This window comes from Bacteroidota bacterium, from assembly GCA_018266835.1.
In the GTDB taxonomy this organism is placed as follows: Bacteria; Bacteroidota; Ignavibacteria; order Tepidaquicellales; family Tepidaquicellaceae; genus JAFDZO01.
The window spans coordinates 51,290-78,249 of sequence record JAFDZP010000007.1 but is presented as its reverse complement, the minus strand read 5'-3'; the positions used below and the strand labels follow the sequence as shown (position 1 = coordinate 78,249).

The following is a 26,960-nucleotide window of genomic DNA, read 5'->3' as shown; positions in this document are numbered from 1 at the left end:
ATTTCTTGTTACAAAAAATTGCAGCGGCTCGCGGGGAGAAGCTGCAATTTTTTTTTACTCACAAATACATTAAAGTTTCTTTGATAGTGATATCTGCTATAGGTAATTTTGAGTCATAAATAGTATCGAGGACGGGGTATTGTGAAATACCTGATACGAGTTGCAGCTGTGTTTCACGGCTGCAATTTTTTTATTTTAGCATTAAAAGAACCATTCGTGTTCCTGCAGTATCTGATTCTATATAAAACTCATCTACTAACGAACGGATAATAAATACGCCTCTGCCGGATTCTTTATACAGGTTTGTTTCGTCGGTGGGATCGGGAAGTTTGGATACATCAAATCCTTCGCCTTCATCTTTTATTCTCATTTCAAGTTTATGCTCATCTGTTATTACTTCTACAAATACTTTCTTCTGAGGATTTTGTTTGTTGCCATGAACTATTGCGTTGACTATTGCTTCTGATGCAGCTATCTGAAAGTTAATGAATTTCTCCATAGCCATTCCGAATTCATTATTAATCTCTACAAGGAGATTTTCAAATTTGCTTATTTCTTTCCTGTCGCTGGGCAGTACAAGGCTGTATGTTTTCAAAATCGTTTTAGTTTTTAAAAATTATAGAACACGTTCAGTGAAACATTGTTTGTATTATAATTTTGCTCTTCTGCATCGTATCTTAAGTAGTCAACAGAATATGTAAAGTTAATCAAAGAATTTTTTCCAAGATAGAAAAATATTTTTCCCATAACACTTGAAGTTCTGAAGGTACTCTTCAACAGTTTCTCGCCATCCTGATAATTATATATCTGCTGCTCGAAGTAAGAAGTCTTCCCGCTTATCTTTACGAGATTACTTATGCGATAGTTTACCTGAAAGAATGCAGACCTATCCACATTGTAAAAAATAGGGTTTATTGAGAAGGCATTGTTATTAAATTCACCTTGTTCATAAATTTTTGCTTCGCCATAAACCTCGAATGAAAAATGCTTGTTCAGTTCATAGTATGTCGAATCTTTTAAGTTCAGCTGCCTGTACGAAAAACTTTTTATCTGTGAAATTATATCTTCAAAATCATAAACCGTATAGTTTGCGAGCACCTGAAATGAATTTCTTGTTATAAGGTTCGGAAGAATTTTATACTCGTTCTCCGATGTCAGCTTATAAATTTTATTCGTATAATTGTTTGCACTTCGCTCTGCAAAAATATATTTGAGCTTCGATATATTTACGTCAAAAGTTGTCTTTACTTTAAAATCATTCTTGTTGTTATACAAATGTGATATAGAATATATCTGGTTCTGTTCATCCCTGTCATCGAAATTTGTTTTGCTGTCAGTATCATAATGAAGTATGGAAGCATACCCTTTGAACTCAAGCGAATGAACTTTGGAAACATCATAAAAAAATTCGTAGTTAAGATTCGTTTTCTTGCTATTATTATCTTTGTTCTTTTCAACTTTTTCAAGCTCACTTAACTGTGAGGGAGTATATAAACCCGGATTTGTTAAGTCGTGGTTTTCCGAGCGCTCCGAGTAATTCATTTCAATATTTGCGCCGAGATTAAAAAAACTGTATTGAAGCCCCGAGAAAAATTCCAGTTTGTTCTCCTGAATTTTTGTATCGTAAACATTTTCTATCAACACGTTCTGAGGGTCAGCATCATATTTGAATTCCCTGTTAATTGTTTTTGTGAGATACACTCCCCCGAGTCTAAGCCCTCCGTTTTGTGAAAGCTGATAATTAAAATTATCTTCAAGTTGCACTGCGTTTTCTATTCGTGACTCCACATTATTTATTACTCCGTTTTGCTGTGAGATGCTTGGAGTAGCTGCAACGAAGAAATCTCTTCGAAGCGAATAATATTTAAATATCCCTGTATTGCTGCTTCCATCGGCAAATTTTTTATAAAGCTCGGTGTATAATTCGTTCTGATAATTTTTCTTTTTATCCAGCGCATCATAGGATAAATATAGATTCGAGCGGGCAATATAATTTTCTATATTGAGATAGGGTATATCTGATTTAAACTCGCCGCTGAATCCCGACGCAATTTCTCCAATTTGATTTTCTCTTTTGTAACCTGTATTTAATTTGAATGCAATGTCAGATGTTAAATTATAATTTGCAGTCGAGTAAACGAAGACGTTATTGTTAACACTGCTTTCTGTAATTCTCTGGTCAGAAAGAATACTGCTTTTAACTCCGCCGCCGAAATTGAACTTATCTGATTTTAAATATAGTGCTTCAAGCTTTAGATTATCAAGGTCCCTGTAAAAATTCTGAGAGAGTTTAGATACATCTGAATTATAAAAATTTTTGAATGTGATATACAGTTTTGGCCTGAGAAAGCTGTAGTTAATGCGCGAGTTTAATCGCGCAGTGTTGCTGTTATTCTCAAACTCAGTGTACAGGAAGTTGTTTATGTAAGCAGAATCTATAAATGTAGTTGTTGACTGTGCGAATAACTGAGCTGATATTATTGTAATACAAAATATGATTATTATTCGCAGCAATACTTAATTGTTTTATTCAGATTTTCAAAACAGGTCAGTTACTTTAAATTTGTTTGCTTCATCGGCTATGCTTATTTCACGGAACATGTTTTCAAGGTCAGTATAGTTAGCAGAGTTTCGCAGCTCTTCCGTTGGCTTATCAATTTTAATAATGCCTTTATCAAGATAAATTATCCTGTCGGAAATTTTTTCAATCGTGTTTAATAAATGCGAACAGTAAAGTATAATTTTATTTTCTGATTTGAGATAAGCGACTAAATCCTGAAAAGCAAATATGCTGTTTGCATCAAGTCCGTTAAGCGGCTCATCAAAATAAATTATGTCAGGATTGTGAAGCAGGGAAGATGTAATAAGAACCTTTTGCTTATTACCCTTTGATAAAATTCCGATTGACTCATTTAAGTACTGGTCAAACGCAAAGAAGTTTGCGAAATTATCAATTCGTTTTTTGAGTAACGGCTTATCAATTGCGCGAATTTCTCCTATGAAATTCAGATACTCAAGCACGGAAAGGGAATTGAAAAGATTCGGTGATTCCGGAACGTAGCCGATAATCTTTTTTACTTCAATAGGATTTTTTAAAACATCGATATCCATTATTGAAACTGAACCAGAGTCATATTCAAGAAGTCCTGATAGAATTTTTACCGTTGTGGATTTACCCGCGCCGTTAGTGCCTATTAATCCCGTTATTTCACCTCTGTTAAGCTCAAACGAGATATTATTTAACGCAATAATAGCTTCGTATTTTTTGGTAAGATTTTTTACTTTTATCATGTAAAATTAATTTACGGTATTTCTGCTTTTTATAAAGTAGCAAAATTGTAACATTCTTGAACACTGATCATTATGATTTTTATGATGTCACAGATTGTAACATTATTGTTACATCATATTCCCTCCCCTTACTAAGGGGAGGGTCAGGGAGGGGTTAAAGGGAACTAGTAAGTAATAGTTGTTTCTTCACTTTAACCACCCCCTTAATCCCCCTCCTTGAAAAGGAGGGGGAAACTCGACCTCTAGTTCCGATGTGGCACATCCCGCTTTATCGGGGCTCTTGCGTCGGAACATACATTGTAACATTTTTGTAACATTTTGTTTGTCATTCCCCCGAAGGCGGGAATCCAATCAAAAGAAAATTTTTTCTAAATTGACGGATTTTTGACGGATTTTGTCCAGCTCAGTATTGTAAAAACAATTCTCGGGATTTTAAAAATTAATGCATAGATTTATTACCACGGCCTAAAATTTAATATATATAATTCTCAAGAGTAATCTCATTATTTATAGATTTATAACACAAATCACTGTATGTATCGTAAATTCTAATCTTTAAAATCATATTGCCGTCAGAATATTTTTCATATTTATAACTATCTATATTATATAATTTAAACTCACTTTCTAAACCAATTAGGCTTTCAGGATATTTTAAATTTTTGAGTTTGTATTTTTCCAATATTTCAGCACCATGGTTAAGTTTGTCTTCAAGCTTACCAATTTCCCGTACATTTTCTAAAGTATTTAGCACAATAAAGCTCACAAATATTAAATTCAATATAGCTACAACTATAATGATTAATATTTTAGAACGGGAGATCGTTTTGAATTTTGTATTTTTTAATGTTAAGATGAAAAAAAATAAATATATTCCTATAAGTATTATGAAAAATACCGGATATTTATAAACTAAATAATAAATATTAAAAACCAATTGATCAACCATATGAAATTTTATTTTAGAATACCAATTTTATATCACCTATTTAATAGTTTTTCTAAAATGACGGATTTTTGATGGATTTTCATCACTCCGATGTTGTAAAAACAATACTGAAGAATTTTAATTTTAAAAAAGTCGGGTTTTGGTCGGGTTTTTCTGCAAAATAAGAATTCAAATTCACTCAATCAAAATCCTTTTCAAAAATACTCAAACTAATTTTCCCAACAAAACATTTTTCACCCATTCCTACTAATAGGTAAGTTGTTTCTAAAATGCTTATTTTATAGAAAATAGATTACATTGAATATGCAAAGCCTTATTTTTATTTTCCATGTTGTAACAGCTTAAATGGCGGAATTGGTAGACGCGCTGCATTCAGGGTGCAGTCCCGGTCTCGGGGTAAGGGTTCGAGTCCCTTTTTGAGCACTATTAATATCTATGAAAATTGAATAAAAATTGGAAATTTAAAAACCTAAATAATGACGGATCTAGCATTGAAGACTTTAATAATTTAACGAATGAAATAAGAGGGCTGAAAACCAAGGTACAGTTGCCTGACCTTGTAATAAAGCTCCTATGCTTACGTGGAATTACAAATTATGCAAAGACAGTTAAATTTTTTCGTCCCACAATAGAAAAACTTTACGACCCGTTCTTACTTAAAGATTGTAAAATTGCTGCCGAGCGTCTCATTGAGACTATCGACAATCAGGAAAAAATTATGCTCCTGGGTGACTATGATGTTGACGGCACCTGCGGAGTCTCAATGTTTTATCTGTTCCTCAAAAATTTCGGATTAGATGCTTCAGTCTATATCCCGGATAGAATTACCGAAGGTTACGGAATATCAAAAAAATCAATCGACACTGCTGCCGAAGAAGGCATTAAGCTTATCGTTTCTATCGACTGCGGAATTACTGCAGCTGATAAAATTGAGTATGCAAAATCAAAAGGCGTTGAGTTTATTATCTGCGACCATCATCAGTCACCCGATAATATTCCTCAGGCACTGGCAGTTATTGATCCTGTAAGAAGAGACTGCACTTACCCTTTCAAAGCGTTATGCGGAACGGGTGTTGCATTCAAGCTTATGCAGGCGATTGCGATTTTAAAAGGCACTCCCGAGTTACCAAATTCACTTCTGGACTTCGTTGCTATTGCTACTGCTTCCGATATCGTTTCATTAAGAGATGAGAACAGAATTCTTGTTGCAGAGGGATTTAAAATTTTAAATTCAACTCCGAGGCCTGCTTTCAGAACTTTGGTGGAATCATCGGGACTTGAAATCGGTAAGCTTAATACAAACAATATTATTTATACCGTTGCTCCAAGGATTAATGCCGTAGGAAGATTAGGCGATGCAAAGCGCGCAGTGAAGCTGCTTACATCTGATAATCAGCAGGACGTACAGGAGTTTTCAGATATACTTAACTCCGAAAACATCACAAGACGCGAGATAGATAAAAATATTACCGATACTGCTTTTAAAATGTATGAAGATTCTTCCGATGAAGAATATAAAAATGCAATCGTAATTCATAACGATTCATGGCATCCCGGTGTGATAGGAATTGTTGCTGCAAGACTTGTGGAGAAATATAATATTCCTTCTATAGTTCTTACAACTGTTAACGGAGTTGCAAAGGGAAGCGCACGAAGCATTAACGGATTTAATATCTATGAAGCATTAAAGAAATGCGATAACCTTCTTGTTCAGTACGGCGGACATTTTCATGCGGCGGGACTGGAGATTGAAGTCGCTAATATAAACGAATTCAAAAAAGTTTTTAATGAAGTTGCAGTAAGGGAGTTAACTGATGAGCAGCTTATTCCTGAAATAGAAGTTGACGGAGAAATTACGTTTGAAGAAATTGACGAAAGATTTGTAAAGATATTGAGTTTCTTTGAGCCGTTCGGGCCTGGAAATACTTTACCTGTTTTCACAACAAAAAAATTACAGATTGTCGGAGAAATAAAGCACGCAAAATATTTCACGACTCTTTTTAAATTAAGAGATGACAACGGAAATCATTTTGATGCAGTGTTCTTTAATTCAAATGATTACAAACCGAATATAATTGAAGGCGCATACTGCGATGCATGTTATAATATTGAGAAATCTGCATGGAGAGGCTACGAAAAGATTAAGCTGAAAATTAAGGATATGAAGTTTTATTAGGTCTTCCCTCATTACGAATCCGCCGCGGCGGATTCGTAATCCCTCATTCCCAACGAGGACGTTGGGAATGAGGGGAATCAAAAATTTTAATTACAATTTTTAATATTTATAACTAAGGAGTAAAAAATGTCAGGACATTCCAAGTGGGCAACGATTAAAAGAAAGAAAGGCTCAATCGATGCAGCAAGAGGAAAAGTATTTACAAAAATTATCAAGGAAATTACCATTGCAGCAAGAGACGGCGGCGGAAATCCTGATGATAATCCGAGACTAAGGCTTGCCATCAAGACTGCCAAAGCTAACAACATGCCGCAGGAAAATATCACACGCGGTATTAAAAAAGGCACAGGCGAGCTTGAAGGCGTGAACTACGAAGAGCTTACCTATGAGGGCTACGCTCCCAACGGGATTGCAATCATTGTTGAGTGCATCAGCGATAACCGTAACAGAACAGTTGCCGAGCTGAGACATATAATGTCTAAGAATAACGGTAACTTCGGAGATACGGGCTCAGTAAGCTGGATGTTTGAAAGAAAAGGAGTTATCAATGTTGAGAAGGAAGGCGTGACGGAAGATGAGCTTATGGAAGTTATTCTCGATGCAGGCGCTGATGACTTAAAAAATGAAGGTGATTACTTTGAAGTAATTTCCTCTATGGAAAACTTTGACAAGGTAAGAAAAGCAATAGAAGATAAAGGCTATAAATTTGAAAGCGCATCGCTCCAATACATTACAAAAGATTTAATTGCTCTTGAAGGCGCAGCACAGGAAACAGTTTTGAAATTCCTTGATGCAGTTGAAGAGAATGATGACGTACAGAATGTTTATACGAATGCAGATTTTCAATCAGAATAATCTGACACAATAAAAAAAATTTTTAATCGTGAGAATAATCGGGATTGACCCCGGAACAATAATTACGGGGGTAGGCATAATTGAAATTGACAGGGACAAGATTACTGCGCTTGATATCGATACGATTAATCTTAACAAAAAATTATCAATACCTGAAAGATTAAAAATTATTTATGAAGTATGTTTGGAGAAGATGGAGAAGTACAAACCAAATGAGTTCGCAATAGAAACCGCTTTTTATCACAAGAATATTCAGTCTACTTTAAAGTTAGGACAGGCAAGGGGAGTAGCCCTTATTGCCGCAGTCCACTCTCAGTTAAAAATTTCGGAATATTCCCCAAGAGAAATAAAAAAGTCCGTAACAGGTAACGGTGCTTCTTCCAAAGAGCAGGTGCAGTTTATGATAAAGAGCATTCTTTCTTTGAAGGAAAATCCAAAGTTTATTGATTCATCGGATGCGCTGGCAGTTGCTCTGTGCCATCACTTCAGCAATTCAGTTATCAAGCAAAACGGACATGCTAAGGTATCGAAGAAGAAAAACTCATGGGGAAAATTTGTAGAGCAAAATCCGGATAAGTTATATATCAAAACTGTAAAGTGATATGATAGGATTATTAAGAGGAAAAATATTATCAAGAAAGAACAGCGAGATTATTCTGGATGTGAACGGAGTCGGCTATCATATATTCGTTTCTAAAAAAGCTTATGATATGTGCGCTGATGTAGAATCAGAATATATTTTATTTACATACTTAGATGTAAAAGAAAATTCACTGCAGCTGTTTGGATTTGCAGATGAAAAAGAGAAAGAAATCTTCAAACTATTGATAACTGTTAATGGAATCGGCACAAAACTTGCTCATACTATATTAGCAAACGCAAGTTTTGAAGATATTGTAACGCTTATCATGGGCAATAACAGATTTGCTATGAAAATCCCCGGACTTGGAGCAAAAAAGCTTGAGTTAGTTACCATGACTTTGAAAGATAAAATATTTAAGCTGGAACATATGCAGGAATCAGAGCCTGTGAAAGCAGGAGGAACCGGAATAACAACTGAAAAAGAAAATTCGAGATACGAAGCGTTATCAGCTTTATTAAACCTTGGCTATAACAGGAACGATGCGGAGAAAATTATAAGGGAAGTTTTAAAGGAAACATCAAACGTAAATTTAAATACGGAAGAACTTATCCGTAAATCATTAGAATACATCACAACAAAAAAATGAGCAGAGAAGCACTAGAACCAATCTGGAGATCAATCAGAACAATTATTAAATCACATCCATGGCATGGAGTGCCGATTGGGAAGCACTCACCTGCAATCGTTACGGCTTACATAGAAATCGTTCCGACTGACACAGTGAAATACGAAATAGATAAAGCAAGCGGTTATTTAAAAGTTGACCGCCCGCAGAAATATTCAAACATCTGTCCTACTCCGTACGGACTTGTTCCGCAGACATACTGCGCTGAACGTGTTGCTGAAATCTGCAGAAGAGAAACAGGAAGACCAAACATCGTAGGCGATGGTGACCCGCTCGATATCTGTGTATTAACTGAAAAGACAATTACACACAGCGATATATTGTTACAGGCATCTCCTATAGGAGGATTCAGGTTTATTGACGGCGGCGAAGCTGATGATAAAATTATTGCAGTTATGCACGGTGATAATATTTTCGGAGTGTGGGATGATATAACTGACTGTCCTGCATCTTTGATTGACAGGCTAAAACATTACTTCCTTACATATAAAGATGCTCCAGGTGCTGAGACTTCGCATTGCGAAATCACTCACACATACGGAAGAGAAGAAGCATACGAAGTTATTGAAGCAAGTTATCAGGATTATTTAGAAAAATATGCAAACCTTGATAAGCTTTTAAGAAATGATTTTGAAGATTTTAAATTAGAATAATAAATTAGAATTAATAAAATTTTTAATTGCAGGGGGCTTTATCAATGGCTTCAATTTGCTTTTTGAAAGCCTCCTCTTCTAATTTTTTCGGTTTATCTTTTTGAAGTTCGAGAAGTTTATTCTGTAATCTTTTTATTTCACCTTTATATTTACTTCGTCTGTCCTCAGTTTTTTCCTTAATAAATTTTTCCTTTGACTTAATCTCTTCTTTCAGCGATTTCACCGCAGCTTTTTTGTTCATCTCATTTTTAGTAACAAATATTTTCTGCCCTATATCTTTGCCTGCTTCTGACTTTTGAAATATCAGTCCATCAATTTTTTTATTAGCTGCTTTTTCTTCCTCTTTACCTTTTGCTTTTTTCAGTTCAGCTTTTGCTTCATCAATTTTTTTATCAAAGTCGGCATCTGACTTTTTTAGTGCATCGTTAAATCCTGCAAGCTTTTTTTCATCAGGTGCTGTCAGCTGCTTTAAATCTTTTTCAAGAGTTTCTTTGGCTGCAAGAGTATCTTTTAAGTCCTTTTTGATTTCCTCTTCAATTTTTTCGCTGAGCTTTACGGAGTCGCACTTAACCTGTTTGTAATCTGATATCCACTTTTCTTCGGGTGATGTGCATGAGTACAGAGTTGCTGCGAGAAATATTACTGCTAATATATAGATTTTATTCACTATTCAATATGTTTATACAAACTTACAAATTATAATCTTCATCTTTAAGTCTAAAGTTTGTGAAAAGATTTTCAGTAGATTTTATTGACTGCTAAGCGTATAATTGTGCATCCTAAAAACTAAATCAAAAATGAAGAACAAAAAAAACATTACTTTTATTATCTATCTGGCGATAGTTTTATTTGTACCTGTAATTATCTGGAGCGGAAGCAGCAGCGAAGCATCAGAAAAAAGTAAAACTGAAAGCATGCCGTCTGATAGCACTACTATTAACTGGGAAAAGATGAGCTTTGAAGAAAGAAAAAATTATATGAAGAAAGTTGTTATGCCTGCTATGTATGAAGAATTTAACAAGTTCGATTCAACAAGATTCACAGCTATGAACTGCAGAACATGTCACGGAAGCGGAGTGAAGGTAGGAGATTTTAAAATGCCGAACTCAAGAATTCCAAAACTCCACATGAACTTTGAAGAGATTGCACATGATAATCCTAATTACATGACATTCATGGCAAGCGTAGTAAAACCTAAAATGGCTGCTTTACTAGGCCTGCCCGAATATACTCATGAATCTCAGTCAGGTTTCGGATGCATGAACTGCCATATGATGGAAGAGGCTCCTAATAAGTAATCAGAAATTTTTACTTAAGTTAGCTCTGAAAATAAATTCATTGCGGCTGTCATTAACTAATGTAATAAATGACTGCTCGGCTCTCAAATCAAATTTGACTAAATCAAATACGGGAAATACTGATTGAAGATAAAGCGAAGTTCTTTTATCGGTGTTTCCCGTGTTGTATGATACTCCCAAAGTGTTCGCAAAATTATCAAAGAAAGTGTACGATGTGCTGAAGTCATAGCTGTAAATCTTATCTGATAATCCCAAGTATTCACTTCCTGTATAACCAAACGTTCCCGAAAAAGATAATGGAATTAAGAAGCTGACATTTTCAGTTACGTATAGGGAATTGACCTTGTAATCTGCGAGTCCTTTGAATGAAGTTGCGTTCTGATTATTAAAGTTTATTCCAGTGAAGTAATAAATATTTCCTGCCTTAAAATTGTATCCTGTGTTTGCAGAAAATGAAGCGATGTCGTTATCAATTTTTAAAGTATCGTTTGCTACGTCATTCTTTTGCTTGAAAGGAGAGTAGCTTATACTAAAGTAAGGAAGTTTTTCAGGTCGCACGGAGGCACTGAATCCGAAAGAAGTTAGCTGAGTTGTGGATGTCTTCCAGTCAATTAGGTTATCTTTTGAGTTTCTTACAAAAGCAGAAAGAGAAATTTTGTTGTTCCATAGTGACTGCTCAATCTTTCCATCAATAAGAATTCTGTCACTGACTAAGTCAGGATTGCCGAATGTTTTATATCCCGGACCTATATATTTTACTGCCCCTGAAATTTTTGTTCCGGACTGGTTAATATCGTAACTTGCTTTTACTCCAAATGAGTAATCAAACGAGCTGCTGATATTTATATTGAAAAGATTTTTTACCAAATCCGGAACTGCCGATGTTTCAATCTCGGGCGCATTTTTATCGCGTGTAAAAAGCGAACCGTTTGCTTCTGCTTCAAGGTTCAAAGAGTTTTCAAGAAATGAAAGTTTACCATTTACTCCAAGCATATAGTTTTTTGCAGGGGATATAGCGTATGTATTAACTCTTGAAGTATTTTCATTTTCCCAACCGTTCAAATAAGTAAAGAGAAAGTGTGATGATTCAAAAGTTCCTACACCAATTCTTCCTGCAACAAAATTCCTGTCAAGAGCAGTTAAATTGTTCTGGTCATCCACAACTGATTTTTGTGTATTGATACCTGTGATACCGAGCAAAATCAATCCCGGTTCAAATTCCAGATTTGTTCCGGTAACAGGAACTCCTGTAACTGTTAAATCTGAATACTCAGGATAAGTTGTTCCTACTCCTATTCTTCTGAAATTGGAAATAAATCTTTCAAGGCCTGATTTATTTTCCTGCGCTTTCACATTTTCTAAAAATTCTTCCTGCTCAAAATTAAAACTTACGTTGTTAATGTTCTGCGTGTTGGTTACGGGCAGACTTGAAAGCAAAGCATTCATGGTGAAAGGAAACGCTCCCAGCGTTAATTTCGGATTCAATTCAAGTCTTCCGTAGCCCGGAGGCATTCTTTGGTTCAGCCCGCTCTTGTTTGAGAACTGCGAGGCAATTTTCATATTGCCGGAGAACAACCTGGTTTTCACGGGAGGATTGGAAGCTGCCCCTAAAAACTGTAATGAGTTATCGTTGGTAAAAAATCTTGAGTTTTTAAACTCATTAGACCCTTTAATCCTGCCAGTCATCTTTTTATAAGATGTATCGCTTTTATCGGAATAAGTGAATTTATAAATATCACTGGACGAAATTACAATATTGTTTTCAACAACTTCAACTTTCCATGCATATGAAGTTTTGTTGTTAAAGTCTCTCGCAGAAACAGGATACTGATAAATGTTAACAGGTATACTGCTTTTATCATAGAATAAAGGATTCGAAGCGAAGGCATCATATGCAGATTGCCCGGGAATTATTTCAACGATTTTCAGTGCATATGAAAAATTTCTGAAATTATTTGTTGTGGATGGTACCCATGAGAAAACGGGGATTTTATTATCTACCAATGACTGATGCATAGGAGCAATAAGTGTCGGAGGAGTAATATTTTCAATCGTTCTATCCAGACAATCGGAGGCAAGAAAAGTATTAGTTGCATCTTCATAAGCGCTGACGCAAACCTGATATTTACCTGAAGGCAGTCCGCCCGTGTTTTTTATAATGTCTTTTATCTTGCCGTCGTTGTAAGCAACATCAATGCTTCCTAATTGTGCCGCAGTGAGAGAGTTTATTCCGGGAGCAACAACAAATGACTTTGTTGTTGCAGTTATTACAGTTCCTTTCACGGCTTCAGTGATGAGTCCTTTAAGATAAATGGTCTTATTAGTGGTAGAGCCGTTCATGATTTTTATTTTCCATAAATCCTCAATATAAAAGCGATTCGGCGGCGGCTGAGTAATTGTAATTGAAATTTGTGCTTGGGAGGTTCCACAAATTAACAGGAGAAGAAAAAATAATTTAGAAATTTTCATTTTTAAAATTTAATTTGTTTCAATTGATTGTTCAGGTGTTGTTGCCACATCACCGTTTTCATAAATAATTTTTATTGAGTAATTATATTTTGCAGGGATTTCAATATTAGCATCACTGAAATTCAATCCGCTAATTACTTCACTTGCTGAATATGAAAATTCATCTTCTCCGTCTCTTCTCATGACTAAATAACCCTTTACAGGTGTTGTATTTCCGGCGTTATCCCATGAGATATCTACAGAGTTAGCAGATTTATTGTAAGTAAGATTTAATTTCATCTGTGGTGTTTGCATTTCACCTGAACCTGTTGTTACCATTGCTAAATCTGATTGCGGTGAAATGTTACCTGAAATATCTGTTGAGGAGATTTTATAATAGTAAGTCTTGTTTGCTGTTACTGTATTATCTGTAAATGAGTTTGCACCTTTTACAGTTGAGGATATTTCAGTAAATCCTGCAACACTATCTTCCGAGCGATAGATTTTATATCCGGATAAGTCAGATTCAAATTGCGGAATCCATTTCAATACAACAGAATTATTCTCAAATGAAGTATTTGAAATCAATGGAACGGATGGCGGCACTACATCTTTCAGCTTTACGGTAACAGGCTGAGTGTAATCGCTGTTAATGTATTTCTGATTTAATGCTACAACTTTGTAATAAAAATCATTCAATGCGCCTTTACTTAGAGTATCAGTATATGAAGTTTCTTTTAACGGCAGAGGAGTTAAGAGAATGAACTCATTCTCGTTTCCCTTTACGTTTCTGTAAACTTTATATCCGATTACATTTGATGAAGTACTTTTATTCCAAGTAAGCTGAACCTTAACTGAGTCACTTACTGCTGTTAAATTTTCAGGAGCGTTCGGCTTTGAAAAATCTGCACTTACTGCGGCAATAACTGATGAATTATTTATCATACCTGCATTATTTTCAGTGGAGACATAGTAGAAATATTTCTTTCCCTGCTCGGCAGTGTTATCAACGTATGAAGTATCAGAGGATGATAGCAATGCAGAGTTTATTTTTGTAAACTCACCTTTAGCGTCATTACTTCTGTAAATGTTAAATCCTTTCAAATTGTTTGAAGCCTGAATAGACCAGAACAACGTCAATTTTTCATTTCCATCATATCTTACGTTAGTTGCTCTTGGAGGTATACTTATAGAAGCAACTGTAATAGAAACACTGTTCGACTGGGCACTTTCATTTCCGAAAGCATCTAGTCCGGTATATGTGTAAGAATAAGTGCCGTCTGAAGTAAGTGAATCTGCAAATAAATAAGCCTGCTTCTTTTCTGTATCAAAAACAAAAATAGGTTTGTCGTTTAGTTTCTTTGAATCTCTGTAAATATTGTAAGCAATAAATTTATCCTGCTCCGTATTCCAGTTGCAAAATATTTTTTCGTTGTTCTGTAGAAGGGTTAATGAATTATTAACAATTGAAGCAGCTTCATCTATACCTGTTTCATCGGAAGATGCTAATTCAACTTCTGAACCTCCGCTGATATAGCTTACTTTATAAGTATATTTTTTACCTGCTTCAACTTTGCTATCCGAATAACTCATTGCAGCGTATTTTGCAAAGTCATTATCAAGCAAGGTCTTGAGAATAAGAGTGAATTCCCAGTTCTCATAATCAACCGCATCTTTCGGAGCATTGTATAAAATGTAATTATAAATGGCTGAGTTCTTATCACCTGCTTTTGCTTCGCTTTCAGTAAGCTTAGCAGGTTTTTTTAACGGCTTATCGTTCAGCTTTATCCAGTTGTTATCGGTGTTATCTTTTCTGTAAATATTTACTCCATCATCGAAGCGGTTTTTTTCCTGAAACCATTTTATGATTACTGATTTTTCTTTGGGAGAGTATCCTGCTCTTACAAATGAGTTTTGCGCAAAAGATACCTGTGAAAAAATTAAAATCAGAAATATTATTTTTATGTATTTGTTCATATAATTTTATTTTAGCAGTGATCTTCAAATGCAAAAGATCCGTTTTTATATCTCATTTTTAAAGTTACCGTTTTACAGAATTTCCAGAAGCAGCCTTTAGCGCTAATTGAACCTGCAAAGCATACAGGATTCGGAAGTGTTGCCTGCAGAGTTGCTGTAATTGAGCCTGACAGCACGGTTAAATCACCTTCATCGAAGTAAACATTATAGTGGAAGCCCAACTCTGCGCTGCCTGTAATAACTGCACCGCCTGTGAATTGGAACGGTGAGTAGGCAAGACTACCATCAATAGTTACACTGCCCCATGCTCTGCCGTAGAAGATTGCCCAGTGCTGGGGACCTGAATCAACTGAATAGCCGACTCCGAATGCAATGTTGGAAGAATTTAAATCAACATATGCAGTAGCAGTTGTTGGTCCGCAGTAGATGTTCATGGTAACCGGAGTTTGTTTTGTACCGACATTCAGATACCAGGTATCAGAACCGAAGTACAATGCAAGGTTGCCTTTGCCGCATACTACATTATCCATGTTTGCAGTTACGTTAACATCTGCGCTGAAGAATGCAGGAGTTGTGCTTACTGTTATAACGGCATCACCGTATATCTTTGCATTTGTGTTCCCGACTCCGTCTGAAAGAATGTAAACATTGCCTGTGAGAATGCTTTTAAATCCATTTCCTATTGTAACTTCAAATGAAGTTTTGCCCCAGATCTTTCTGCCGGCGTCTTCAGTTGACATGAAAGGAACTTCTGCATATACTCCGAATGTTGTTCCTGCATCAGGAACGTAAGTATTGTTTCCAATACCGACACCTGTATGTTTCATTTTTGAATAGACTCTTCCTTTGAATCCGTAAACACCTAAGTCACCGATACCGATTGCAATAGGATTGTTCTGAAATTCAGCTCCCGCTTCAACAAACCAGTATTTGAATCCTTGCGGCGCTTTGCCTAATATTATTCTGCTGGATACAATCATTTCAGTCGGGTCGTGCATTGTCATATCGAACGATGCCATGAAAGCGGAGCCGTAAGTCGGGTCACCCGTCATGTATTTAATTGAAGCAGAGTATGATGATTCCGAGTTTTGAAAGCTAACACCTATTTCGTTTTGCTCAACTTCATTAGCGTAAGAAACCTCTGAACCGCTTCCGCCTTTGTTCGGATTTCTGTAAAATTTATATGATAGTCCGAAGTCACTTCCGCCTTCACCTGATAAATCTTCTGCAAGAATTATTTTACCTGCAACATCGAAGTAATAATTTCCGCCGTTTAGATTTCTGAAACGGATTTTTGAAATGGTAACATCGTAACCGTGATAAGTTGAGTTTGAATAATTATCTAAATCAAGATATTTATATGGGGAGCTTTCAGTTTCCTCAAACCCGATTACTGCATCTGACCTTACAAAGAAGCTGTATGCATTCATTGCTCCGGTTGTAAGATTATTATTCTGAGTATTGTCTAAAGTTAAATCAGATTGAAATACAACTTTGTTTTGTTTTATTACTGCTGATTTTAAATTCAGCTTAAGTCTGTCATACTCAGATGGCGCGCTGCCGAATAAATACATGCTGCCAAGATTTGTGTTATCTATATCTAAAAATCCTTTACCTATTCCAAAATCACTTATCGGAATATTGTAGTTTAAGTTTAAGCTGACCACGGGAATGTAAACACCGCCTGTGAAGTTGCAATTATTGAGTGCACCGTTTTTGTAGTCGAGATTAAATTTATCAACTGTGCAATCGAAGCCGTAAAATTTACTTTTGTAATTCATACCGGTGATGCTTGTCTTAGCTGTAAGACCTTTTGCATTCATAAATAAATCACCGGAAGTATTGCTTGGCGTCAAATCTATATCTGTAAATCCGCTGCCATATTCAAATTTGAGAGTTGCGTTCTCAATCCTTACTCCGCCTTTCCATGTATCTTTTGGAATCAGATCAATTGTCAGACTTTTTACAAACAAATTGACATCTTTCTTTTTATTAACAGGCACAGTGAATGCTGCAAGGTTAAGAGCTTTTGAAAATTTTAAAGATTTCTGGTTATCAAAAGTAATTTCGATTTTATCACCTGAAGATTGTTTTATATTATCGGGCAGAGTTATAATTCCGCCAAGCTTTAAAGTAAGTTTGTTCGATACAAGAGTGAACGATGTTTTGAGAGCCAGGAAATGTATTTTGAATCCTGCCGGCTCTGTTAAAGTGTAATCTGCATCTTCTTTACAGATTAAATTATCTACAGAAAGTTTTGTATCAGGATCGACTTTGAACCATGTTTCAGTGGACTGAATACCAATGTTGGCAGGAACAGGGTACATGTTTCCGTTTATCTTTATGCTTGAAGTCGTAAGCAGCGGAAACTGGGATGTTATAAATCCCTGAATCGTTGCACCTTCCGTGGTAAGACTTATTATTTTGCCGTTAAAAAATGATTGCGTTTCTGAATGGTCAAGCTTTACAGGCTTGAATTTTCCTGCGGCAAATTCTGATTGAATCTGTCCTTTTGTTACCTTCCACTGCATGGCAGAATTCTGGATTTCAAGATCGCTGAACTTAACATCTACTTCAGGTCCGTTTGCCCATAGTGTAACTTTACCGGTACCGGCAAAATTTGACGGACTCTTGTTTGTAATAGTTGAGACCTTTATAGTATATTTGCCAATCTTGAATCCTTTTACATCGCCTGCAAGGTCTTCACCTCCTATGACTTTGAAAGCGTAGACATCGCTTTTTCCTACGATGCCGTTATTCTGATTTATATATGATTGAGAGAAAGCTTCCATCTTCCAGTAGTATTCTGAACCTTTATCAAGAATACCCATCTCAACCGTTATGCTTGTTGATTGATTTTCAGAATTTATTCCGTCAGTGATATCCTTCTGATAATCAGGTGTTGCGTTCTCAATATTTTGACGGCCTGTTGTCGCTTTCTTATAAATTTTTAGTATGTACTTAGTAATAGATTTGTTTGTGTTCGCTTTTTTCCAGCTGAATTTGAATCCGGTGTATGTTGTGTTATTTATTCCGGGAAGCTGGGAGACATCGAGATTTCCGTCATCTGTTGGAGAGACAAGCTGAATAAATCCGTCGCCGTTATTTACGGGAGTTGTTTCTTCTTTGAACATCTTGAACCCTCTTATCTCACTTTGATATTGTGGTGAAGGGTCACCTTTATAATCTAAAAGAGTTACTCTCCAGTAATATGTATTTCCTGCAATTAAAGTAGTTGCAGAAGGAGGATAAACCAGCACGGGAGTGTTAACAGTTTTTTCAAAAATCGGTGTGCTAATCGATTGCGTCGGAGTTCCATTTTTTTCAGCGAGGATAAACTTGTACTGATTATTTCCCGGCAAGGGAGCCCAGCTGAATGTCGGATTTTTTTCTTTAACAACTTCATCGTTATCAGGTTTGAATAAACTTATTGCAGATGCAATATTTACCTGATGAGTTATACATTGGTTTCCCAGCACTGAGCCGTTCTTCATTTCTACAGTTACACAGATAGTATAATTCCCTGAAGGAACTTCACCCGTCTGCATCAAAACATTTTTATATTTATCTTTTGGAAACTTTGCATTGATAGGACTTACATCGCTGACGGTGACAGTTGTTGAACCGGGAGGTAAGTCAAATTCGCGCGTTGTTGCTTCAAATATTAATCCGTCTGAATTTTCTGTCAGCTGGCCAAGGAGATAAACTTTGAAAGTAGTCTGCGACATATTTTTCAAAGTGACTAACCAGAGATTTTCAACATTCAACTTCCCGGGAGGAGGAGGTTTCAGCTGAACAATTACTTCTGCTTTCAGCAAGGGAGTAATTGCAAAAAACAGGGAGATAAAAAGTAACAGTTTTAATTTTTGCAGCATATTTTATTTAATTTTGAAAAACTTTTTAATTGCTTGTTATAACTCAATGTGATGAAAACCTAAGTCAGGACCGAATTTCTGCCTGACGCAAACTGATATTTTATATTGAACTGATGTTAAATTTTCTGAGGGGTAAAATTGAGAAATAATAAAACCTATCTGTTTTTCGGAGACAGTCATAACGCCGGGGTGGATAAAAAACTCAGATGAAGATTCTTTAAATAAAATATTGCCTGTTAAATCGTTACAATAACTTTCCAGAAAAGCTTTATATATATTTTTAGTTGTATTATTTAAAGTAAAAGACCAGATGCCATTTTCAAGTTTACAGTATTTTACAAGTACCTGAGAGTTAATTTTCTCATTCCTGAGAATTAAAATTGGCTGCATTAATATTGAATTTAATCTTATTGACATATCAAATTTGTGCCTCAAACTAATGCTTTTGGGCTTTCAATTCAAAGAAAGTTTTTTCAATTTGTAATCGGGCAAAAATTCCTAATAACTCTCGAAAAGTTCAATTATGGCTTATAATTGAATATTTTTAAACTTTATTTGTAATCTGCTATGCTGAATTCTAACCTTATAAAAGTCCTTTCAAGCCTTTCGAAAGAAGAACTGAAAAGCTTTGAGGACTTTGTTGCCTCTCCTTATTTTAATAAAAAGCCATCAGTAGTTTCTTTATTTAAAGAATTAAAAAAGTATTACCCGGAATTTAAAGATGAGGCTCTCACGAAAGAAAAAATTTACAGTAAACTGTATAAAGGAAAAGCTTTTAATGACGGAGTGCTTCGGAATCAGATGTCAGAATTATATAAATTGCTGCTGAAGTTTCTTGGAAATGAAGCATATGAAAGGGATAGCACGGAATTTAAAATAAAGGTTTCCAGAGAGCTGCTGACAAAGGGACTCTCAAAGACATTTAAAAATTATTACGACGATATCAAAAAAGATTATGATAAAGATAATCTTATAGTAAATGAATATTATTACTGGGACCGAGCTGTGCTGGATGAACAGTATGAAGATAATATTTTATTCAGCAGTAATGCTATGGGAGTACCTGTTAATAATCTTTACGGAAATAATCTTATTTATTTCTTTCTTATAAAGCTGTTTAAAGTAATGCATAACTTGCATGCAACAGAAGTGAATACCAACGTTTATTATGATAAAAGTATTCTGCGTGAGTTTTTAAGTCATTTAAATACTGAGGAAGTTTTGAACAGAATAAAAGAGATTTCGGAAAAGGATTATAATATTGTTTCAATTTATTATTACATGTCAAAAGCATTGATGGATTATAATGACCATGACTCATTCACCAAATTTTACAATTTAGTTGAAAAAAATTATCTGTTATTTGCTGAAGGTGAGAGATACTCTTTGTATGTACAGCTTAATAATATTGCCTCACATAGTTCTGTAGGCAAAGCAGTGCTACTGGATATTTATAAGAGCATGCTCGAAAAGAAGATTTACAAGGCAGGAGAGAAGGGTTATCTGAATTATTTATTATTTAGTTATATATTGACAAACGCTATTTATAGAAATGAACTTGATTGGCTGGAGAAATTTATTGATGAGTACATTCCCGAAATTGATCCTGCTTACCAGGAAAATATGAAGAACTACAGCAAGGGACATTTGTATTATCAGCGTAAGGATTATAATAAATCACTTGAGCATATAACGAAAGTTAAGTCCGATAATTTTATGTTCAAACATCAGAGTTATAAATTGATTGCCGAAAATTATTATGAATTAAACGAAATTGAACAGCTTTATTTTACTCTGGATAATTTTAATCATTACATAAAAAAAGCCAATCTGCCTGCTGAATGGATTACATATTACGAGGGATACATAAGTGCTGTAAGGGAACTTGTGAAGATTAAGGAAGGAAAAGAAAAAGATACATTTAAAATTAATAAGTGTATTAAAGAATCGATAGGAGATATGACTTGGGTGCGAAGGAAGCTTACCGAACTTGATTTTCAATAATAAAAAAGGGACGAATTGCTTCGTCCCTTTTACTTTATTCAAAAAAATCTTTCGAAATTCAGAATAAAAAAAAAACAGTGAGTGCGTATGAAATATCTAGCTGTAACCCCAATTCCAGATAGATGTTTGATACCGGATTTCAATCAGAACCACTCTGATTTAGTCCTAACACTCACTGTAAATTTAACCCTTCTCGGTTTATTATATTCCATTTTCCGTGCCAAAAGGACTTATCAAAAAAGAGCCATTTTTAGCATATTTTTAGAGATAATACTTAGTAAATTATATTTTAACTGACAATCTTGTCAGATTTAATGTAAGAATTGTCAATAGCAAATAAAAAAGCCCGAAAAGAATTTTCTCTTCAGGCTTGATAAAAATTGATATTATAAAATTTTTAATATTCCACTTTTGCTGTTACGGTAAAATAATTATCTTTTAAACTTCTGCTTTCAAAAATGTTATCAAATATTTTATTAACATAATTAATATTTATGTAATATTGTTTTATAGGCTCAAACTCAAGATTGATTTCAACAATGTTCCTGTTTTTTCTGTCGCCCTTTAAAAAAGTTGAAGTGCTTTGGTATTGCGCAGTTGAATTGCTAATTTCACCTCCATAATTTTCTATAATATTTCCGTTTGCATCTTTTACAAAACCATCGGCAGATCTTTGAAACTTATAATCCACTTTCATTTTTAATCTGCTTGATATAGGATATTCGAGCTGTGCAGCAATTTCATCTGAGTTCGGAGGCAACGCATGCCCTAAAGAATAATCCCAGTTAGTATATGTACTTTTATTTGATGAATGAGAATAAACAAATGCAGATAAACGTGTGTACTCGAGTTTTAAATTTAAATTTGGAACAGTAAAGGCATCGGTCCAGAACGCCCCGCCTTGAATACCAAATTTATTTATTTTTGATGACTCCGAAGTAAACAGGGTAGAGAATTTCAAATCATCAACAAGTAAAGACCCTTGAAGTGAAAGTTTATTTGCCGGTTTTACAAAAACATCAAATCCAAGAAGTGAGTTATTAATATCTTTGTTCGTTCCCTGCGATGCTTTGTTAAATTCAGCAGATGTCAGAAAACTGATAGGATTTAAAAAAGTAAAACTAAAAGGGGAATTGCTGATTATAATGCTTTCAAAAAATCCGATTCTGCAAGAGTTAGAAACGTTTATATCTAACCTGTGGGAAGCTATACTTTTGGAATCTAAATTTTTACCCAGAGAGTCCCCCCGCAAACTTCCATATAAATAAGAATAGCGGAATATTTTGCTATTCAAATCCAATTTTACGAAATCAAAAGGTATGCTGTTTTTAGACATAAAAAGATTATCTATAAATCCTGCTCCCTGAGATAATCCGTATCTTCCTACTGATACTGCAACCCAATTTGTTTTTGCCTGATAACGAAGATATCCTTCATATCTGTCAAAAAATGTTCGGGTAAAATCAGAAATACTTCCTGTTGCATTAATTTTAGGATTAGTTTTTTTAACAGCTTCAAAATCTTCCGGAGTACCGGATAATTGATCACCGTTTGATACCTGCAAGTATGCTGCTACAATATCATTGTAGTTAGCTCTGAATCTTATTCCAAGTTCTCCCGTGAGTGACTTGTGATTTCCTAGAGAATCACCTCTGAAAATTCGTTCAGTGAAATTACCAAGTCCATCTAAATAAAAATTGAATGTAGAATCTTTGTATATATAAAGATATTTCTGCTTCTCGTTGTTAAAAACATTGGCTAATGAAGGCTTGCTCAAAAAAGAAATTTCATTGTTATCATTATTATCGACGTTGTATTCAACCAGATATTTTTTTAAGAAACTTTTATCTGTTGCAGAAATTTTATTTTGGTTCTCTCTTATTTCGGATAAATATTTTATAATACTTCCGCGTGATATAGGAGAAATAGAAGAATTATAACTCTGAATAATTCCATTGTTGTACATTCTTTCAAGATAAGTGTAAATGTAGTCATGCATTTCTACCAGATCTACCTGCGCGTATGAATTTCCCTTAAGTATTACCAGAAACAAAAGAACGGCAAAAGAAATTTTTGCTATATTTTTCAATTTAACGGGGTTAATTTAAAAGCTTCTATTATTTTTAAAAACTTTCTCTAATGAATTAAAAATTCTGTCAAAATCACTTTCTCTCAAATTAGAACCGGAAGGAAGACACAAACCGGTATCAAATATTTTTTCTGAGACATCAGTTCCAAAGTATTTGCAGCCTTCAAATACCGGCTGTAAATGCATAGGCTTCCAAAGTGGTCTTGCTTCAATATTCTCCTTTTCAAATTCCAGTCTTATATCTTCTCTTGATACTCCTCCTGATTTATCTGAATCAACTAAAATTGTGGTAAGCCATCTGTTGGAATAAAAATCACTATTCGGTTCTTCTAAAAATGTAACAGCATCATTTGATTTAAAAAATTCTTTGTACCTTATAAAATTATTTCTTCTTGCTGCAACTCTATCAAGTAATACTTCCATCTGGCCTCTTCCAATACCTGCTGAAATATTTGACATTCGGTAGTTATAACCAATTTCGGAGTGCTGATAATGTGGTGCGTTATCTCTTGCCTGTGTTGATAAAAATCTTGCTTTCTTAATTAATCCATCATCTTCCGAAATTAATGCGCCGCCTCCGCTTGTTGTAATAATTTTATTTCCATTAAAGCTTAGAACTCCGAATTTACCGAATGAACCGCACGGCTTTCCTTTGTACGTTGATCCTAGTGCTTCTGCTGCGTCCTCCAGTACGGGGATTTCGAATTCTGTCGCAATTGCCATTATCTCATCAAGTTTAGCAGGCATTCCATAAAGGTGAACAGGAATGATTGCCTTAGGCTTTTTATTGGACGCTGTTAATTCTTTTATTGCGTTTCTAAGTGAGTCCGGACACATGTTCCATGTATCTTTTTCCGAATCAATAAACACAGGGTTTGCGCCTAAATAAGCAATGGGATTAGCTGATGCAGAAAAAGTCATACTTTGGCATATTACGTAATCTCCGGGCTTTACACCCAATAGAATTAACGCAAGGTGAATAGCTGCTGTACCTGATGATAGTGCCGCTGCATGGCTTACATGAGTAAAATTCTGTAAATCAACTTCGAATCCATTAACATTTGGTCCTAATGGAGCAACCCAGTTTGAAGCAAATGCTTCGCTGACATATTTTTGTTCATTTCCACCCATGTGCGGAGAAGAAAGATATATTTTTTCTTTCTCACCGGCAGGTGTTTCAAAGGAATTATTAATGCTCATTCATTACTATTTATATTCGACAAATATTTTTTTTAAAATAAAAACCATTTAGCATATACTAAACCGGTGTATTCAATTATAGCTATCTGAACATAATGCATATTTTCAATAGATGGAAAAAAAAGCATCGGTGAAAATTTGTTATTTTTGAATTTAAAATCTGTAGGAGCGGGTACTGGTTTAATTCCGTTATGTTCAAACATTGTCATCGCACGGGGCATATGGTAAGAGCTTGTAACAAGAATAACCTGTGAATCTTTCCCGAATTTCTCAGTATATTTTTTAGCCTCTTCATATGTATTGGTAGCTGTATTTATAATGTTTATAGAAGAAGAATCTATACCCAGAGACACAGCAACTTTTTTAAATACTTCACCTTGCGAAATTTCTCCTTCAAATCCCGGACCTGATACTATTAATTTACTTTTTGGATGAAGGTTATAAATTCTTATTCCTTCAATTAATCTTGAAAGAGCAGAAGGGGAGAGCTGGTCATTAAACGGCAGCTTTTTATTCTCCGTAAACCCTGCTCCTAAAACTACTATGTTATAAACAGATGTATCTTTGGAAATTTTTGATGTATATGGCGAATATTTATTTTCTAATTGTGAAATTAAAAGTTTTGGTATTAAATAATTTGTCGAAAGAAAGAACCAGCAGGCAGCTAAAATAAATAATGGAATGTAAAAATTTTCCTTCTTCATCAGAAGTGCTGCAATTCCAATAAAGAATAATAACCAAAAGATATTAAATGGATGAAACCAGTATTTGATCAAACTATAATCAAATTTAAATTTGTTTCAGATCACTTTCTTTCATAACAATTGGGTATGAATCCACATCTCTCAAAAATATCAGATCATCAGGGAATTTATAGTTTATTACTTCCATTTCTTCAGGGTTCTTTAAGAATAACGCGGTCAGCGTATCCAATGGTAAATTAGCGCCTCCTGCAGCAATTGAAGATGTAAATGCAACATGTCTTATATTTATCTCAGTAATCTTTGGATTTCCGTCGGCATCTTCTTTGTAATCTACAGTAAAAATACCGTTAAGTGAAGTATTATTTTCCTTCGCAATTTTTTCGATAGCTTTGATAGACATATCTACGAGACCGGGCTCATTTAATAATCTGCCGAATGAAGTATTACCTGTTATTCCTGAAGGCGCAACTTTCGCCATTATATACTCAACCCGTTCTGCGCATGCTGTTCTCAATAATTTTCCGTTGAAGTATAAAAGTTTGCATGCCATGTTTCTTCCGGGAAGAAATTCAGACGCAATGAATTCTTTAACTGCAGGATTAATAGAAATCCACTGTTTTAAAGATTCTTCACTGGTAATTTTTAAAGAACCTAATCCGCTGGAACCTTCCGTTGCTCTTATCCAGAAAATTTCTCCGACAGTATTTTTTAAATCATTATAAGAGTATTCTTTAGGATTTAACTGAAAATATTTTGGAATATAATCCGTCCCTTCAAGACTTAAATGTAAAGTATGCTTATTGATAAGTTTCACAGCCAGGTTATAATCGGGTAAGTGAAATTTTATTTTCTTTTTAAGTTTTCCGGAGTTTTTTGCCCATTCTAAAACTTCGACTTCAGGTAATATAATTGCTCCGTCAATATTATTCTCCGATATTAAATCGTTCATTTTATCCCAGTAATTTTCCGCATCTGCTCTGGGAACAATAAATGTTTTGCTAAAAAATTCTTTGTCATATAATCCATAGCATCGGGGATTACAATCTGCTCCGATAAATTCAAACTGCTTGCCTTCTTCGCCGCCGAACCATTTTATTGCTCTTACAAATGAACGGGGAGTAGGTCCGCCGATTCCTGTTACTAAAATTTTAATCATTACTTTTTATAAATATTTTTCTAAATCGTGTTTCAGACCTTTTTTAACCGGAAGCTGCCATAAAAGTTTGCACCAGTCATGATTACCTTCAATTATATCCGGACCATCATTTGTAATTGCCAGGTCCCAGCCAATAGATCTGTTTGTTTTATTTGAGAGAGCGGCTTCTTTAACTAAATTTAATGTTTCACTCCAAAAAGGAATTTTAAATCCGAGTATCTTTTCTTTTGTAATTGGATGAACTATTTCATCTGGTTTTGTAATATCGCTGTAAACACCGGGACCGTTAACAACTCCGGTATTTTCATCTATAGGAGCGGCTATGTTTCCTGCCGCTAAATTATCAACGCTTGAGTTAACGGATATTCTGAATCTTGCACCTAAAATTTCAACTTCGTCTTTGCTATTCAATTGAGTTATAATTCTGATTGTATTCAAACCTGAAGGAGAAATTTTCATAATGTCGTCATGCTGCACAACAAATTCTTCCACCATGTTATTTCCCGTCTCTATGAGTCTTTGCCTTAATTTTTCAGGAGTAAACTCATTGGTGTTTCTTACTTCAATGCCGATACCGCATTGTCCGTCAGAACTTTTTAGAACTATTTTACCTGATTTATTTTTCAGCACTTCGTTTGCTGCATCAGGATTTTTCTCAATATTTGAGAGCGAACAAAACTTATGCTTTATGAATTTCCCATATTTCTCTAAAAAAATAAGTTTGTTTTCCAGAACAAATCTGGTTGACTTGGGATTCATCAACAGCTGATATTCATACATAAATCCTGTTCCTGCAAATGTATTTCTTTCCTTATCATTTAAATTAATAAAATGAAACTGAAAATATTCAAGTATTGATATATTATATTTTAAACTGCTTCGCAAAATATCTGAATATAAACTCAGGGAAGAAATTGAATTTTCTTTTTTCACATGTGCGGAAAAAGATTTAAACATTTTTCTGTTTAACTTTCTAATGTAGTAAGATAAATATAAAACTCTTTTGATTATCATTAT

At 34.8% G+C, this 26,960-nt stretch carries 21 protein-coding genes and 1 tRNA gene; 8 read left to right on the top strand and 14 right to left on the bottom strand.

The features are described from left to right. Window positions 1–190: 190 nt before the first annotated feature. The 4 genes from JST55_16870 to JST55_16855 all read right to left on the bottom strand — a co-directional run bounded on the left by JST55_16870 (window position 191) and on the right by JST55_16855 (window position 4,240). Entirely contained in the window at window positions 191–595 is a 405-nt protein-coding gene (locus JST55_16870; GenBank protein ID MBS1495181.1) for an ATP-binding protein, read from the bottom strand. A 14-nt stretch (window positions 596–609) separates the two neighbouring features. After that, a complete protein-coding gene (locus JST55_16865; protein ID MBS1495180.1) occupies window positions 610–2,514 on the bottom strand; it encodes a hypothetical protein in 1,905 nt (634 codons plus the stop codon). A 24-nt stretch (window positions 2,515–2,538) separates the two neighbouring features. Beyond that, entirely contained in the window at window positions 2,539–3,291 is a 753-nt protein-coding gene (locus JST55_16860) for an ABC transporter ATP-binding protein (protein ID MBS1495179.1), read from the bottom strand. A 472-nt stretch (window positions 3,292–3,763) separates the two neighbouring features. Next, window positions 3,764–4,240: a hypothetical protein gene (locus JST55_16855; GenBank protein MBS1495178.1), complete on the bottom strand. Its 477-nt coding sequence runs from the start codon at window positions 4,238–4,240 to the stop codon at window positions 3,764–3,766. 339 nt (window positions 4,241–4,579) lie between these two features. On the opposite strand from JST55_16855, the gene JST55_16850 reads away from it, so the two are divergent. The 6 genes from JST55_16850 (at window position 4,580) to JST55_16825 (ending at window position 9,192) form a co-directional block, all read left to right on the top strand. Then, window positions 4,580–4,663, top strand: a tRNA-Leu gene (locus JST55_16850). 124 nt (window positions 4,664–4,787) lie between these two features. Then, the gene (gene recJ / locus JST55_16845) at window positions 4,788–6,416 is read left to right on the top strand and encodes a single-stranded-DNA-specific exonuclease RecJ (protein ID MBS1495177.1); all 1,629 of its coding nucleotides are present in this window, start codon (window positions 4,788–4,790) and stop codon (window positions 6,414–6,416) included. 126 nt (window positions 6,417–6,542) lie between these two features. Then, window positions 6,543–7,271 carry a YebC/PmpR family DNA-binding transcriptional regulator gene (locus JST55_16840; protein ID MBS1495176.1) on the top strand — a complete coding sequence of 243 codons (729 nt, stop codon included), beginning with the start codon at window positions 6,543–6,545 and terminating at the stop codon, window positions 7,269–7,271. Window positions 7,272–7,299: 28 nt separating this feature from the next. Next, a complete protein-coding gene (gene ruvC, locus JST55_16835) occupies window positions 7,300–7,872 on the top strand; it encodes a crossover junction endodeoxyribonuclease RuvC (protein ID MBS1495175.1) in 573 nt (190 codons plus the stop codon). A gap of 1 nt (window position 7,873) precedes the next feature. Continuing rightward, window positions 7,874–8,500, top strand: coding sequence for a Holliday junction branch migration protein RuvA (ruvA, locus tag JST55_16830; protein MBS1495174.1), 627 nt, complete (start codon window positions 7,874–7,876; stop codon window positions 8,498–8,500). Beyond that, window positions 8,497–9,192: an inorganic pyrophosphatase gene (locus tag JST55_16825; protein MBS1495173.1), complete on the top strand. Its 696-nt coding sequence runs from the start codon at window positions 8,497–8,499 to the stop codon at window positions 9,190–9,192. Before ruvA ends, JST55_16825 begins: the two co-directional genes overlap by 4 nt. Window positions 9,193–9,214: 22 nt before the next feature. Here JST55_16825 and JST55_16820 read toward each other — a convergent pair whose 3' ends face one another. Then, complete coding sequence (locus tag JST55_16820; protein ID MBS1495172.1) at window positions 9,215–9,859, bottom strand: hypothetical protein; 645 nt, start codon at window positions 9,857–9,859, stop codon at window positions 9,215–9,217. 130 nt (window positions 9,860–9,989) lie between these two features. Here JST55_16820 and JST55_16815 point away from each other — a divergent pair, with 130 nt between their 5' ends. Next, window positions 9,990–10,490: a hypothetical protein gene (locus JST55_16815; protein MBS1495171.1), complete on the top strand. Its 501-nt coding sequence runs from the start codon at window positions 9,990–9,992 to the stop codon at window positions 10,488–10,490. Here the strand turns inward: JST55_16815 and JST55_16810 are convergent, their stop codons facing one another. Genes JST55_16810 through JST55_16795 form a run of 4 tightly spaced genes read right to left on the bottom strand, consistent with a single transcriptional unit; the run spans window position 10,491 to window position 19,207 of the window. Further along, the gene (locus tag JST55_16810) at window positions 10,491–12,959 is read right to left on the bottom strand and encodes a hypothetical protein (GenBank protein MBS1495170.1); all 2,469 of its coding nucleotides are present in this window, start codon (window positions 12,957–12,959) and stop codon (window positions 10,491–10,493) included. It lies immediately after the preceding gene. Between the two features lie 9 nt (window positions 12,960–12,968). Then, window positions 12,969–14,915 carry a hypothetical protein gene (locus tag JST55_16805; protein ID MBS1495169.1) on the bottom strand — a complete coding sequence of 649 codons (1,947 nt, stop codon included), beginning with the start codon at window positions 14,913–14,915 and terminating at the stop codon, window positions 12,969–12,971. Between the two features lie 11 nt (window positions 14,916–14,926). After that, on the bottom strand, window positions 14,927–18,790 hold the full coding sequence (locus JST55_16800) for a hypothetical protein (GenBank protein ID MBS1495168.1): 3,864 nt from the start codon (window positions 18,788–18,790) through the stop codon (window positions 14,927–14,929). Between the two features lie 36 nt (window positions 18,791–18,826). Then, complete coding sequence (locus tag JST55_16795) at window positions 18,827–19,207, bottom strand: hypothetical protein (GenBank protein MBS1495167.1); 381 nt, start codon at window positions 19,205–19,207, stop codon at window positions 18,827–18,829. A 150-nt stretch (window positions 19,208–19,357) separates the two neighbouring features. Between JST55_16795 and JST55_16790 the strand changes: the two genes are divergently transcribed. Further along, entirely contained in the window at window positions 19,358–20,794 is a 1,437-nt protein-coding gene (locus JST55_16790; protein ID MBS1495166.1) for a hypothetical protein, read from the top strand. A gap of 397 nt (window positions 20,795–21,191) precedes the next feature. Here JST55_16790 and JST55_16785 read toward each other — a convergent pair whose 3' ends face one another. The 5 genes from JST55_16785 to JST55_16765 form a co-directional block, all read right to left on the bottom strand. Further along, window positions 21,192–22,883 (bottom strand): hypothetical protein, encoded by a 1,692-nt coding sequence (locus JST55_16785; protein MBS1495165.1) that lies wholly within the window; start codon window positions 22,881–22,883, stop codon window positions 21,192–21,194. Window positions 22,884–22,898: 15 nt separating this feature from the next. Further along, on the bottom strand, window positions 22,899–24,083 hold the full coding sequence (locus JST55_16780; protein ID MBS1495164.1) for an aminotransferase class I/II-fold pyridoxal phosphate-dependent enzyme: 1,185 nt from the start codon (window positions 24,081–24,083) through the stop codon (window positions 22,899–22,901). Window positions 24,084–24,115: 32 nt separating this feature from the next. Further along, window positions 24,116–24,787 (bottom strand): YdcF family protein, encoded by a 672-nt coding sequence (locus tag JST55_16775; protein MBS1495163.1) that lies wholly within the window; start codon window positions 24,785–24,787, stop codon window positions 24,116–24,118. Between the two features lie 85 nt (window positions 24,788–24,872). Further along, window positions 24,873–25,187: a hypothetical protein gene (locus JST55_16770; GenBank protein MBS1495162.1), complete on the bottom strand. Its 315-nt coding sequence runs from the start codon at window positions 25,185–25,187 to the stop codon at window positions 24,873–24,875. Window positions 25,188–25,949: 762 nt separating this feature from the next. Then, window positions 25,950–26,954, bottom strand: a complete 1,005-nt coding sequence (locus JST55_16765; GenBank protein MBS1495161.1) for a hexapeptide transferase — start codon at window positions 26,952–26,954, stop codon at window positions 25,950–25,952. Between the last annotated feature and the right edge of the window lie 6 nt (window positions 26,955–26,960).

Coding starts and splice junctions, on each gene's coding strand:
- JST55_16860 (MBS1495179.1), bottom strand. CDS start 3,291: ATGATAAAAGTAAAAAATCTTACCAAAAAATACGAAGCTATTATTGCG.
- JST55_16855 (MBS1495178.1), bottom strand. CDS start 4,240: ATGGTTGATCAATTGGTTTTTAATATTTATTATTTAGTTTATAAATAT.
- JST55_16840 (MBS1495176.1), top strand. CDS start 6,543: ATGTCAGGACATTCCAAGTGGGCAACGATTAAAAGAAAGAAAGGCTCA.
- ruvA (MBS1495174.1), top strand. CDS start 7,874: ATGATAGGATTATTAAGAGGAAAAATATTATCAAGAAAGAACAGCGAG.
- JST55_16825 (MBS1495173.1), top strand. CDS start 8,497: ATGAGCAGAGAAGCACTAGAACCAATCTGGAGATCAATCAGAACAATT.
- JST55_16815 (MBS1495171.1), top strand. CDS start 9,990: ATGAAGAACAAAAAAAACATTACTTTTATTATCTATCTGGCGATAGTT.
- JST55_16810 (MBS1495170.1), bottom strand. CDS start 12,959: ATGAAAATTTCTAAATTATTTTTTCTTCTCCTGTTAATTTGTGGAACC.
- JST55_16805 (MBS1495169.1), bottom strand. CDS start 14,915: ATGAACAAATACATAAAAATAATATTTCTGATTTTAATTTTTTCACAG.
- JST55_16800 (MBS1495168.1), bottom strand. CDS start 18,790: ATGCTGCAAAAATTAAAACTGTTACTTTTTATCTCCCTGTTTTTTGCA.
- JST55_16795 (MBS1495167.1), bottom strand. CDS start 19,207: ATGTCAATAAGATTAAATTCAATATTAATGCAGCCAATTTTAATTCTC.
- JST55_16790 (MBS1495166.1), top strand. CDS start 19,358: ATGCTGAATTCTAACCTTATAAAAGTCCTTTCAAGCCTTTCGAAAGAA.
- JST55_16780 (MBS1495164.1), bottom strand. CDS start 24,083: ATGAGCATTAATAATTCCTTTGAAACACCTGCCGGTGAGAAAGAAAAA.
- JST55_16775 (MBS1495163.1), bottom strand. CDS start 24,787: ATGAAGAAGGAAAATTTTTACATTCCATTATTTATTTTAGCTGCCTGC.
- JST55_16770 (MBS1495162.1), bottom strand. CDS start 25,187: ATGTCTATCAAAGCTATCGAAAAAATTGCGAAGGAAAATAATACTTCA.